The following is a 14,181-nucleotide window of genomic DNA, read 5'->3' as shown; positions in this document are numbered from 1 at the left end:
CCATGGATTTCGCCGCATTTCCGCCAGAAGTCAACTCTGGCCGCATGTATGCCGGACCGGGTGCCGGCCCGATGCTGGTCGCCGCCTCGGCGTGGGACAGCCTGGCCGCCGGTTTGGCCTCGGCCGCAGGTGATTACGGCTCGATCATCGCCGACGTCAGCAGCGGGCCGTGGCGCGGCCCGGCGTCGGCGGCGATGGCAGCGGCCGCCCAGCCGTACGCCGCGTGGATGAGCACCACCGCCGTGGCGGCCGGACTGGCCGCGGGCCAGGCCAAGGCGGCGGCCGGGGCCTACGAGGCCGCCTTCGCGATGACGGTGCCGCCGCCGGAGATCGCGGCCAATCGCGCGCTGCTGGCGTCGCTGGTGGCGACCAACCTGCTGGGCCAGAACACCCCGGCGATCGCAGCCACCGAGGCGCTGTACAGCGAAATGTGGGCACAGGACGCGGCGGCCATGTACGGCTACGCCGGATCATCCGCGGCGGCCGCGCAATTGACGCCGTTCGCCGATCCGGCTCCCACCACCAGCGGCAGCGCCGTCGTCGGCGGTGCGGCCGGCCAGGCCACGGTGTCGCAGCTGATGTCCGCGCTGCCGACGACGCTGCAGGGCCTGGCGTCCCCGGGGCTCGGTGGGACCTCGCTGGTCACCGAAGCGGAGAACTGGCTCGGCCTGGGCGGGGTCAACTTTTCCTCGCCGGCAGGCATTCTCAACTTCTTGTCCGGCGCCGACGGGAACGCGATCGGCACCTTTCTCAACGACAACGCCCTGAACACGCTGTTCTCCTCCGGCTTCTACATGCCGGGAAACTTCCTGGGCACGATGAGCGATTTCGTCGGCCTGGGTAACGCCGGGGCGGCAGCCGGCGAGGCGGCCCCGGCGGCCGGTGAAGCCGCCGCGGCCGCGGCGGGCGAGGCCGGCGCCTCGGTAGGCGGCCTCGGGGGTCTCGGCGGCCCGGTGTCGGCCGCCGTGGGTAGCGCGCCCGCGGTCGGGGCGTTGTCGGTGCCGCCCGGTTGGACGACGGCGGGCCCGATCGGCGCGGCCGCTTCGCCGTTGCCGAGCGCCGGCGCGGGCGCGGCGGGCGGCGCGTCGGGAACGGGCAGCATGCTCGGCGGCATGCCGCTGGCCGGCCCCGGCGCCGGGCGAGGCTTTACCGACGTCCCCCGCTATGGGTTCCGTCCGAACTTCGTGACGCACCCGCCGGCGGCCGGGTGACGCCGACGGCTACAGCGGCGTGACGGGTAACGTCGAGGCGGTGATGACGGGGTGTCGTCGCTGACCAAAACGCGACAGCGGTTCGCGACACCGGGCCACTGCCAAGAGGTTGATCGCGTACACCGACGTCTCTGTCGTACATGGGGCAACCACCCTCAACGACGGCGACCGCAGATAAACGCTCGAGGTGCAAACAACCCAGCGATACATTGCCGAAGTCAGGTAATTACGATCTTGGCCGTCAAGCACCGCGGACGTCAACACCAAACATCAGGTAATTGAACCAATCCGAGATGCTCCAACCCTTGGGTGTGATGACGACCGGCACGACAATGGTGGACGACGACATACCCACAAGCGCGTTAAAAGCAGACTGAACCGCTGAGGATGCTGAATTCAATGCCGCAGATACGGCCGACCGAGCTGTGGCCCGCACTGCCGCCAGCCCAGCGGTAGCTTTTGCCCAATTCTCCTTCGCCCCTTCTGCCATCTCCTCAAGCGAGGTTGGGAGCTGACTGATTCGAGCCATTAGTGCTTGGTACTTTTGCTCGAGCTGCTCTGGAATCAAACTTAGTCCCTGCCTCGCTAGCTGCGAGGACACGAGTCCGGTCTGGGTACGTCCGAGCTGCACGAGCGGTTTGCCGTCTAGGCGGCCATCGAGTCCTTGCTGCTGGATATCTTGTAACAGTTGCTTGGTTTCCCCCGCTACTTGGACGAGGGACCGGCCCTGCTCTAACACCGGACGGATGCCTTCCCCTAACTCGGCAGCCGCTTTGGGGTTCAGGTCGTTTAGCTCGCCCATCATCTTCGAGATCGATGCAAGCTGATTGCTGACGCCGTTTATGTTTCCTTGCCAGTTCCCGATATGTTCATAGGTCTCGCCAGCCGGACTCACTATCTCAGCCCCCTGAGCCTCACCAATTACTGCCTCGAACGTACCTCGCAACAGCCCGTGATTTTTCGGGCTGGCCATGAAGTCGGCGAGGTTCTTCGTGCTAGCTGTTATATCCCTCACCAACGAACCGGCATCTTGTGGAGCCCAACCGTCTGGGTCGACAAGCTGCAGCGGATTGCCCGCGACGTAACAATATGGAGAAGCCGTGCTTTCTGACAAACACTTGGTTTCGGCATACCTCGCGCCGGATACCGATTCGCCGCGATTATCACGCGCCAACGCCATCGCCGCTGAATCTTGCCTGAAAGCCAAATCCGCACTCCCACCGGAATCCAGCAGAGTGGCAGCCGCCAGCTTGCGTCGATCTTGCCCGCCACCGGTAGACCGGCCGGCAACCAGCAGTGGATCACAGGTCACCCAACGACCGATCCACGCAGCGTAAGACCGTGCGCCGTGATATGTGAAGCCAGTCTCGGTGTCGCGCTCCTTTCCCGTGTACCGATACCGCTTGAGCGACACCTCCGCTTGAGACGGGCCTGTTTGCAGCGACGTGCTGCCGTAGGGGTGGTATTCCTCGTAGCTGACGAGGGCTGCGTTGCCGTCCAGCTCCACCGCGGTCGAGCCGAGGTTGTTGCTGAACTGATAGCGGGCCAGGGTGTTTGGTACCGCGGATGCCTGGCTTGAATCGATGGTAGCGGTTTCGCATAGGCAGACGCGGCCGCCGCCGTCGCCGACGTGCAGGCTGTGTCGCTCGAGCGTGACATTCGCCTGCGCGTCGTATTCGCGATACAGCTCATAGCTTCCCAGGTAGACCCGCTGCGCGACGCGCGTGTTCCGGCCGCTGTAAGTGGCTTTCACGACGCGCGCACCGCCGGAATCGTAGCTGTAGTACGTGGTTGGCGGCACGCCGTTGTTGATGACTTGGGTTGCGGTCGCCTGTAGTTGGTCCTTGAAGTCGAATTGCATGACCGACAGGTGTGGCATCGTCATGTTGCCCGCCGCGTCGTAGGTGTACCGCTCGGTGGTGCCCCCAACCGTGGTCGAAGTGAGCTGGTTGTTCGACGGACTCGGCTGGGGTTCGTCGTAGCTATAGATGCGCGTCCAGCTGCCGTTCGGGGTGTTCGGCGGGGGGGCTGCCGTCGCGTGCGCGACGGTGGCGAAATTACCCACCGGGTCGTAGGCATACGTCTCGGAATAAGCCTGCATCGCCTGGATGTCGTTGGGCTGCAACGCCGGCGGGGTGCGATCGGCGTCGTTCCAGGTGGGTTGCGGTAGGTTTTGGCTGATGTGTTCGCGGCCGGTCGCGGCGATCAGCCGGTATAGCGGATCGTAGTTGTAGTCGTTGTCGGGCGTGACCTGCTGGTTGTTGTAGAAGATGGTCGCCAACGCGGCGTCGCTGGTGTGGGTGATGTTGCCAACCGCGTCGTAGGTATACGTGATGTCTTGAACGCTGCTGAGGCTGTTGAAGATTTGCGAGCTCACCGAGTCGCTCGCCCACGGCCGGGTGGTGTCGATGCCGACGAGCCGGAAGGTATCGGGGTCGTAGGTGCTGGTGGTGACGGCGCCGTTTCCGTAGTAGGCGGTTTCGCGTTGCCCTTTGGCGTTATAGGTGGCCGCGCTGACGACGTCCGCGGTGGTGTTGGTGACGGGAATGCTGAGGGTGACGCCGGCAAGCAGGCCGCGCTCGTTGTAACGGGGCGCGGTGGTGCTGCCGTCGGGTGCTGTGCTGCTGGTGACGCGGTTGAGCGCGTCGTAGGCAGTGCTGACGGTGAGGGTCTGGGTCGACTCGGCGTCAAGGCCGGATGCGCTTGCCGGCCAGTCGACTTCGCTACCGCTATAGTCCGTCAGTAGCTGGCGGCTGGCGGTGAGGACGTTGTTCTTGAAGTCGCGCAGCACGGTAGTGGCCAGTCCGGCGTCGTCGTAATGCTGGTAGAGCGCGCCGCGTAGGTTGGCGTCAGCGGCGGCGGTGGATCCCGATGCGGCATCCAGCGTTTCGCCGTAGACCAGCCGTTCGAAGGTGCGCGTGGTGGTGCCGTCGTCGACGACGAAAGCGGCGGGCCGACGCAGGGGATCGTAGCTGGCGGTGACGGTATGGCCGCGGCTGTCCACAGCGTACAGCAGTTGTCCGCTCGCGTCGGTGAGCAGCCAGCGGTCGCCGGCGTCGACGCTGTGGTGGTGGATTTCGGCGCCAGTCAGGTCGTAGTCGCAGGTGAGGATGTTGCGCGACAGCGCATCTTGGGTGCTCAGGGTGCGCCCCTGGATGTCGAGCGTCAGTGTCGTAGCGTACTTCAACGCAACGCCGTTGGCGTCGTGGCCGTTGTCGACGATGGTTTGGAAGACCCGGCCCAGGCTGTCGGCGTTGGTGACGGTCGGGGTTCCGGCGTGCCGGGCGGCCTTGGTGGCGGCGTCGAATTCGACAGGTCCGAGTTGGTTGTCGATGCGGGCCGCGATCCAGACACAACTGGGCACGGCGTTGTCGTTCTCGTCGGACGTGATCGTCTGCCACGGGCTGAATTCGATGCTGCGATAGGTGCCGTTCGGGTTGTCGACGCGGACGACGCGACCCAGCGGATCATAGCGGGTGATGGCGGTGACGCCGGTTTCGACGAGGTCGGCTTCGTCGGTGTAGGCGGAGGTGGTGTCGAAGAAGGGTTCGTAGGCTTTGACGGGATTGCCTTTATTGTCGTAGACGACCTTGCCGGTGCCGACCCACCGTTGGCCGTTGCTCTGCGGGCCGAGTTCCGCTTGGGCCTTGCTCAGCGCGACGCGGCCCAATCCGTCTGTATAGGTGTAGGTTTCGATCCACTCGGTGTCGGGATCGTGGTGGGCGACCCGCGCGAGCGTGTGCACCCACACCGGCGCGGGGTGAGCGGGATCGGGGTTCTGACCCTCGGCCCAGTCCTGGTACGCGAACAGGTTGTACTCGAGTTTCGTGGTGGGGTCGTCGCTCGATGATGCCTCGGTGGTGCTGGTGTCGAGGTGGTCCCCCTCGTCGGCGCCGTTCTTCAGCTTTCCCATGACGGCGGTGGCGGTGACCTGCCCCAGGGCGTCGTAGCGTACTCCGGAGCGGTTGTCGTTCGGGTCGGTGATCAGCCACGGACGGAGGACACGGTAGTTGATGTTTGCCGTGACGGTGTTGAGCACCGCGTCTTGGGTCTGGACTAGCAGCAGGTTGTGGACGTCGTAGGCGAGGGTCGTTTTGTTACCGAACGGGTCGATCGCACCGCAGGGCTGGTAGAAGTGGGCTCGGGCATAGTCCGGGTCGGGAACTTCGGCGTTCGGTGAGTAGAACAGCTGCGGAACGGGGAGCGGCGCGGACAACAGACCACCTGAGGGGACCCAGAGCTTCTGATCTCCGTCGAGGTCAACCAGGCCGCCCTGGCCTTGGGCAGTCAGAGACCCCTGCGCGGCAGCGAGTTTCGCGCCGAACACGTTGGCGAGCAACCCCGGGGTATAGCGCAGCGTGTAGCCGGCATAACCCAGGGCCAGGGATTGCACCTGGCCGCGGGGAAGCGGGCCCGCGGTCAGGTCGTCAGCCTGATAGAGGATGCGATGGGCGGTGAGCAGGCGCCTCTGCGCGACGGTGCCGTCGGGGGTCGCTTCCAAGTCGATGTCGGCGGCGCCGGCGGCGGCGTCAGCGAGGACGTCAGGGTCGAACAGGCCGCTCGGCAGCGTGGGCAGGCTGAGTTGGTAGTTGCGGGTTTCAACCGGCACGCCGATGCGATACCAGTCGGTTGGGTAATCGACATTGGTGTAGTCGCACTGTCGATAACTGATCCAAGTGGCTTTCTGCTCGTCGAGGACCGGACCATCCTGCGTCCCCACCTCGCGCCGCGGATAGCCGACATTGGCCGCGGCGGTGGTGTTGCCGTAATTGTCGATCGAGAGAGTGAGCTCGTGGCTGATGCGAGGGTCGTCCGCGACGCGTTCGTAGTGGCAGCCCAGCGTTTCGCGCTGCCACGGGTGGTAGGAGCCGTACGCGGTACCGGTCGGGGGCTGTAGTTGATCGACGCGGTAGCGGTATTCGGTTGTGCTGTAGGGGTTGTCCTCGAGGTCACCGTCGATGGCATAGACCTCTTGGCGCAGCGGGTGCCCGCGCAGGGCACGGCAGGCTTCGCGAAGTTCCTCGGGCGTGGCCACCATGGGCAGTTGCGTGCCCGCCAGCTCGGGGGCCTGCGGGTCGCCGTGCCAGTATTCGTCGTGCAGATGGGCGGCGATGTCGGCCCAGTCGAAGTAGGCGCCGGTGTGAAACCAGGTCTTGGTCTGCACTGTGGGCAGGTCGAATTGGCCTGTGCCGGGGTCGGATTGCGGAGGCTCGGTAAAGGTGCCGGCGCCCGCCGCCGCGGGCAGTGCGTCGGTGTCGTAGGTTTCGACGCGGGCAAACCCGCGGAACTCGCGTTCCACACCGTCGTAGTAGCCGTGGTGGTAGCTGTAGCAGCAGGTGTAGCTGGTGCGGCTGATCGCGTCGTCGGTCCGTTTCTGTTCGACGACGTGGACCGGGAACGGGAGCCGCGTGACCCATGGGTGGCCGGCAGCACGGTCCTGCAGATAGAACTTCGTCGACGGGGCGTAGGTCAGGGTGCGTTGGGCGCCAAGGTTATTGGCAGTGGTGGTCAGCAGGTACGGCTTGACGCCGCCGGTGAGGTCGACGTAGCGCAGCGGCGCGTCCTCGGGGAGTGGGGAGGTCAGGACGGCGCAGGCGGTCCCGGTGCCGAGCAGATCGAACATGCTGCCCTGGGCGGCGTTGGTGCAGATCGGGAACGCGCTCAGCTGGTGCCCGACGGTCCAGGAATTGCCGGACTGGTTGAACCAGATGGTGGGCCGGCGCCCCAGGTAGGCGATGTCGGCGGTGCCGGAGCCGTCGATGTCGGCAAAGCAGACGTAGCGCTGGTTGAACAGGTCGGGGGTGTCGAACAGCGGTGGGCTGTCCATGCAGACCTTGGCACCGAATCGACCATAGCCGAGGTTGGGCCAGTAGCAGATTTCGCCGTTGCGCACCCGCACTAGATCGGTCAGGCCGTCGCCGGTCATGTCGGCCAGGTGGATGGATTGCGAGCCGTCGGCCAACACCACCGCGGGGCCCTGCTCTTCGTCGAACGGTTTGGGCACGCGCTCCGCGGCGGCGAAGCCCTGCTCGACTTGCCACTGATACCAGGTGATGACGTTGTCCTCGGTGATCAGCACGTCGGACAGTCCGTCGCCGTCGAGGTCGACGAACCGCAGATTGGGGTCGGCGAAATCGATGCTGGCCGTGCTCGAAAGCAGTTGCAACGACGACCATCCGGTATCGGCGTCGTATTCGAACCAGCCCGGCGCGGGCAGCGCGTAGTCGACCGCGCACAGGTGCCCGGTCCCGTTGAGGTCGGCCAGGGTCGCTCCGGCGCTGGGGGTGGTGGCGACCACTGCGATCGGTTCGAACCGGGCCGTCGCCGCGCCGCCGTCGCCCGGGTTCCAGGCGCTGACGTTGTGTTGGTAGTACCAAGCCCGGTCGTCTGTCGTGAGGATGCCCTGCAGGCCCTCCCCGTCGAGATCGATCCACCGGGTTCTGCTGCCGCCGAAGTCGCCGCTGATGTTGGCCGCGTCCGGCCCGGCCACGGTGTGCAGGGTGTCGTCGATCGCCAGCGGCGCGTAACCCAGGGTCAGCGGCGGCATCCCCGCGGTGGCGTAGCTGCCGTCGGCTCCGGCGATCCACCCGGTCTGGGTGATCGTGGCGAGCTGGCTGATCACCGGCAGCGCCGGGTCGGCCGGGGCGGGCTGGTAGGCGAGGTCGGTGGAGCGCACCAGCACCGGCTCAGGTCTGAGCTCCGCCAGGTGGTGGAACATCAGCAGACGCCGGCACAGCCGGTAGGTGCGGATCTCGAACCCGGACCGGTAGGTGGAGAACGGATCCGGCCGGCACGGCCACGTCGTGTCCTCGGTCGGGGTCGGCGCCCGCAGGTCGTGTTCGCCGTAGTCGAGCACCAGCTGAAAACACCAGTCCGTGGGCAACGTCGCATATCCGTCCACCCTGGGCAAGTACGGGGTGTCGTTGCCGTACAGGACGTGCTTGAGGTACCGGTTGGCGGTCACGACGCGGTGCGCCTCGCTGGCCGCGGTGGACACGTTGTCCGTGTTCTCCGCTGTGTACAGATAGCGAATGGCGTTGCCGCGACTGTCAAAACTCAGATCGAGCAGCCAGGCAAACACCCGCGACGAATCGGCAGGGTCGGCGACACGACTGTTCGCGTCGCTTTCGCCGAGCCCGTAGATGCTCGCCGCCGCCTGGCCGTGCAGCCCGTACAGACTGGTCACGTTGTCGTGGGAGATGGTGCGCCAATGCGCTTCGCCTGAGGCGCTGTCCATCCAGCGTTCGATCCGCGCGAACCCGGCCTCCACCCGCGGCCGGTACGCCCTGACCTCGAAAGCGAAGCCACCTATTTGGGGCGTGCTGATACGCGGCGTCCAGCTCCTAGTGCCCGACGCGTCGTCGACCGGGTCGAGCAGCGGCACCAGATCCTCGGCACCCGAGAGCATGAATACATCGCTGTCGATCGCGTCCTCGTAGCGCGGTAATCCCTTGGAGGTCTTGCGGGTAATGGCCGGCACGGCGATGCCCCAGCCCAGCCCGAAGGCTGAGCTACCGGCACCGGAGTCGTAGCTGAGCGCCAGGCTGGGCCCGAAGCCCTGCCGCGCTGGCGAGGTGAACACCGCGACGGTCATCGACGCGGTGCCCGACGATTGGTTCACCGAAAGCTTTTCATCGATACCGCGGATCGCACCGCCCCCCTTGGGCAGCTGGATCGACGGCAATCGCCCGTCCGTATCGCCCGATCCTGCCGCCGACGCCGACGCGGCGTCACGGCTGGGCCGCTGGTGCGAATCCGGTTGCGCCCCAGCCGCGGGCGTTGCCGGGCTGTACCACCGGTTGGGGGACTGTGAATCGACCACGCCTACCTCCGCCCCTGCGGCTCAGCTCGCCGGTGGCTGTGCTGGCCGCGGACATCCGCGAACAGCCACCGAGGCAACCCGGTGGTAGCGGGCCCCGATGCCCGTCGCCCCTGACGCCATCCGAGGTTGGCCAGGCCAATACCGACAATCTTTGACAGGCAATTGATTTCGTGAACACCCGCGCAACACCCCAGAACGCAGCGGCCGACGACACCGTCTCGGAGTCATTGCCAAGTGGAGAATTGCATTTCCGTGCAGCAACGAAAATCTGTTGTTGCCGTCTTTGCGACACCGTCTGGTGGCCATATCCGGGGAGCCTTCGGTCGCGTGAAAGTCAATTAACGTCCGTAGGTTTTATTGTCGTTTGCTGGTTTCATAGCACTGCTCCTCAGCTTCTTCGGAAAGTATCCGCCCAACCCGCCGATAGTGCAGCGAGTTTACCGAATAATTCCTCCAATCGGCCAGTGGCGTCGCGCTCGGGTCGCCGAACATGCCGGTAGATCAACGGTTCTGGACCTGGCGCGTTGGAAGCCAAGCGGCCGCTAAGAATGCGTAAATTTTGTCTGATTTCTTTGCGCCTGCGGTTCCGAGGACAATAATGCTGCGCAGTCGAAAGTTTTTCCGGATCTCAAACCCGGAGACGGGAGCCGCCTCACTACGTCGTCATGCGCAGTTTTCGCGCCTTTCTGTGCGCCGATTTAGTTATTGCACGCACGCTTAACAACTGAAATTCATTCGTGGAATGGGTCGGGGTGTAACGAATAATGACCGAACCGATTGCGGCTGCGCGTTTCATGGTCACCGAGCCGGCGCGATATGCCGGCCGGGCCTTGGTCTTATCACGGCCTGACATGGTGATCGGGCGCGACGGGGAGACTGACTTCGTCTTCCCGGACAGTTATGTAAGTCGTCGACACGCCCGCGTGACAACCGATTCCTTCGGTGTTGTGACGATCGCCGACCTCGGCTCAACGGCAGGCACCTTCGTCAACGACGAACCCGTAACCGGGCCAAGACTGCTGCGCGACGGCGATATCGTGCGGATCGCCGACGTCGTGGCGCGGTTCGAATACTCGGCTGCACTGGCAAATTGGGACGCGCGTAGTACCGAGACGATCAGCGAGCCAGAACAGCCCGGCGCACCACTGCCCGCGCCAGTCGCTGAGCCGACGCCGCACCCCGAGGCGCCGGAACCGGAGGCGCCGGAGCCCGAGGCGCCGGTCACCGTCATCACCGTCATCGGCGAGAACCTGAACGAAGCCGCGGGCTCAGACAGCGGCGTCGGGGCCGATGGGGCGCGCATCACCGACGGTGATCGGTACACGGTGACCGGGACGGTGTCCAGCCCGGTTCTGCCGCCGGTCGCGGGTTTGCGAGTCTTGTTGATGGACAACAACGTCGGCTCTGAACCGACGACCCTGGCGAGCACGCGGACCGACAGTGACGGCCGCTACACCTTCTACCACCTGATACCGACCGAGTATCTGCGCGAGCGTGCCAAAAACGCGCCGGATCTGCAGGTGGAGGTCACGGGGGCAGACGGCGGGCCGATTCTGGCCTCGTCCGCTGTCAGCTACCAGTCTTCGACTACCGCGACGCTCGACATCACGCTGCCGGCCGAAGCCCAAGGCCTGCCCAGCGAATACGATCTGATGACCGCCAACATCGCGGCCGTCTATTCCGGCGATCTGGCCGCGTTGGAGGAAACCGAAACCCGCCACGACATCACGTACCTGGCAAACAGGATCGGTTGGGACGCTCGCGCGGTGGCGATGGCTGCCCAAGCCGCCCAACTCGCCGCGATCACGCCCACCACCAACGGCGATGTCTTTTCGTCGCCACCGGGCGGCCCGCGCGCTGCCGCAACCGGGCCACGCGCGGCGTCGGTGCCCGCGCCCTTCCTGTACGCGCTGCTGCGTGCCGGGGTGAGCGCCCAGGCCGACGCGTTATTCGGCATGCAAATCGCGACGGTCCAATACATTTGGGGACAGGCCATCAGCCAAGGCATCATCGCGCAGGCGATGTCGGCCAGTCTCAACGACGCCGTCGCGAGTTTCACGGCCATCGCCGCCTCGCGGGCACCAACGACCGTCCCGGCTTCCGGCGGCTCGACCCTGGGCGAACTGCTGCAGACCACCACGCTTGCCGGTAACTCCGAGCAACAACAGCAATTCGCTACGCTGTTGACAGCGCACAGCGACGACCCCACCACGCTGTGGCAGCAAACCACCGACACGGCCGGGCTCGGTCCGCAGAAAACCGCCGAGCTGCAACTCACCGGCAAGCTGGCCTATCTCACCCTCAACAACGCCCCGCTGATCACCGCGTTGCACCAAGCCGACTCGGCCAATCCGCTGACCTCGACGCTGGACCTCGTCGCCCGGGGCTACTCCCAGGCCGCGGCCTGGGAGAGGCTGCTCACCAACGCCAATGTGCCTGCGCCGCCGGGCATCGCCGGCTCGACGCCGGCGGAACAGCGGTCGAACTATGCCGCGCTGATGGCGGCACAAGTCCGGCTAACTTACCCGACGGCCACCGTCGCCCAACTGGTCACCGTCGACGGGCTGGGCATCACCGACAGCGCGCAGCAACGCACCGTCGCCCAATTCCTCACGACCAACCAGGCAGCCTTCGACCTCGGCGTGGAACCCGTCGATCAGTTCCTGTCCCGGACCAACGCCACGCTGGCCCCCACCGCCACCAGCCACATCCAGCGCATCCAACGCATTTACCAAATCACGCCCAGCCATGCCGCGTTGAGCACACTCGCCGCCGCCGGCATCGACTCCGCGCTGGCCGTGCTGCGGATGGGCCGCGCACAATTCACCGGGCGCTTCAGCGATGCCCTGGGTGGCGATGTGGCCGAAGCCATTTACGCCCGCGCCGCCACCGTGCACGGCACCACCCTGCAGGTCACACTGGACTACTTGCAGGCCCGCAAAGCGCCATTGCTGCCAGACGCACAGCACGCACTGTTCGATCCCACCTTCGGTCTCAACAACGGCTCAAGGCCCGACACCGGCACCCAACCTTCGGCGGCCGCGCAGGCCACGCTGGCCGATCTGTTCGGCAGCCTGGATTACGCGACCTGCGAGGACTGCCTGTCGGTGACCAGTCCGGCAGCGTATCTGGTGAGCTTGCTGGACTTCCTGGACAACGGCAATAGGGACCTGACCAACCCCCTCAACGTGTTGCGGCAGCGCCGGCCCGACATCTTCGCGCTCCAACTGACTTGCGAGAACACCGACACCGCACTGCCCTACCTCGACCTGGTCAACGAGACACTTGCCTACTACGTGCAAAACAACCAGCTGCCAGGAGGTCTCGACGGCTATACCGGCTACAACAACGACGGCACGATCACTTCCGAACAGTTGATCGCCAGCCCGCAGAACGACGACAACACCGCCGCAGACAAAGCGTGGCAAGATCTGACCAATCTCCTTTACCCGCCGCCGTTGCCATGGTCCCGTCAGCTCTCGCTGAGCCGCGCGTACCTTGGCGCGCTCAACACCGACCAGCACACGGTGATGCGGGTGCTGCGGCCTGCCGACACGTTGAACGCGCCCGCCACGGTGGGTGTCGGAGTCAGCTCCTACGGCTGGCATGAGATCCTGATCGAACGCCTCGGCGTGACGGAATACGAATGGCCGCTGCTGACCAACTCCAACCTGGTCACCCCCGAGACATTGCTCGGCTACCCGAGCAACCAACTAAGCCAGATCGCCGATCTGCAGGATTTCTCCCGCCACACCGGCGTGGGCTACGACGACATCGTCGCCATCCTGTCGACCTCGTTCATCAACCCCGCCTACCGGTTGATCGCACCGTTTCAGGCACTCGGCGTCACCCTCACGAGCCTGCAGCAACTGCACGCAAACCCTAACGACGCCAGCGTAATAGCCACCTTCACTCACGCCGTGCAGACGGCCAACCCCAACGTCGATGCCACCACGTACGGCGGCAACACCGCGGGCGACTACGGGGCGATCGCCAGTTGGGCCAACAGCAATTACGACACACTGCTGAGCCTGCTGGTGATCGCAGTAGCCCCGGCAGATGTCACTGACACCACCCGGATGGTGCTGCAGCATTTCGACGGCACTCCCCTGCAGGACATCGACGCCTGCAGGCTGGGCAGGTTCATTCGGCTGTGGTCGAAGCTGGGGCTATCCATCCCGACCACGGATGACCTGATCACCGCGCTGTACGAAGAGAATTCGGCTATCACCTCACCGCTGGCTCGGCTCGACGATGCCATGGCGCGAACCCTGCACCGAGCCGGTCTGCTGCTCGAAGCGCTCGACCTGGCGGGCCTCGACATCGACAACGACCTAGACAGCCTGCTGACCTGCTGGGGGCCGATCGGCATCAATGGTCCCGCCTCGCTGTATGCACGACTGTTCCTCAATCCGACCGCACCCACCGCCCAGGCGAACATCTTCCGGCTCGGCAGCACGAACAGCGGCGTGATCGACCTCGCCAACCCGGCAACCACCGTCCAAAGCGCGAAAGACTCGTTGTGCGCGGCGCTTAACGTGACCAGTGACGAACTGGACCTGTTGACCGCCGGTGGCGTGCAATACGACCCCAGCGACGCGGCGAAAGTCGTCTCCACGTCAACGACGCTGTCGCTGAGTGTCATCGGCGCCCTATACCGGCATGCCTGGCTGCCGCGGACCCTGGACCTCAGCGTGCGCGAACTGCTGGCCCTGCGCGACAACACCGGCATCGACCCCTTCGTCAACCCCCTACCCGTCGTCGACCCGCCGACGATGCTTTCGGTGCCGCTGCTGGACTTCATCACGCTCACCCAAAACCTCACCGCGGCCGGGCTGGCCCCGGTGCAGGCGTTGTATCTGCTGTGGAACGACGATCTCAGCGGCATCTCGGCTCCCTCGTCGCAAACCGTTCTGGCCCTCGCCGTCGCATTGCGTGCCGCCTTCGCCGCCATCGACGCCCAATTCGCCGTCACCGCGACACCAAGCGTCACCGCCGCCAAGGCACTGATGACCCAGGTGTTGGGGGCATCCGCCAGCGACTTCTACTTCGGACTGCTCAGCGCCACAGTCACCACCTCGGTGACGTACTCCTCCCCGACGGGGAGCGTGCCCAGCGCCCTGCTGACCGCAAGCAACGACGCCAACA

General features: G+C 65.4%; 3 protein-coding genes. 2 read left to right on the top strand and 1 reads right to left on the bottom strand.

Translation table 11 applies throughout. The features are described 5' to 3' along the window. The first annotated feature begins 2 nt into the window (after positions 1 to 2). Positions 3 to 1,211 (top strand): PPE family protein, encoded by a 1,209-nt coding sequence (locus tag AC5Y5V_RS26145; RefSeq protein WP_499940909.1) that lies wholly within the window; start codon positions 3 to 5, stop codon positions 1,209 to 1,211. Positions 1,212 to 1,452: 241 nt separating this feature from the next. On the opposite strand, the gene AC5Y5V_RS26140 is transcribed toward AC5Y5V_RS26145, so the two are convergent. After that, positions 1,453 to 9,033 carry a SpvB/TcaC N-terminal domain-containing protein gene (locus AC5Y5V_RS26140; protein ID WP_499940906.1) on the bottom strand — a complete coding sequence of 2,527 codons (7,581 nt, stop codon included), beginning with the start codon at positions 9,031 to 9,033 and terminating at the stop codon, positions 1,453 to 1,455. 764 nt (positions 9,034 to 9,797) lie between these two features. Between AC5Y5V_RS26140 and AC5Y5V_RS26135 the strand changes: the two genes are divergently transcribed. Further along, positions 9,798 to 14,181, top strand: a 4,384-nt coding sequence (locus AC5Y5V_RS26135; RefSeq protein WP_499940903.1) for an FHA domain-containing protein, incomplete at its 3' end; no start/stop codon positions are given.

It is taken from the genome of Mycobacterium sp. NGS68, from assembly GCF_059812195.1.
This window is presented reverse-complemented; position numbering and strand designations above follow the sequence as displayed.

Bases quoted from the DNA above. Each gene is read 5' to 3' on its own strand.
- AC5Y5V_RS26145 (WP_499940909.1), top strand. From the start codon at position 3: ATGGATTTCGCCGCATTTCCGCCAGAAGTCAACTCTGGCCGCATGTAT.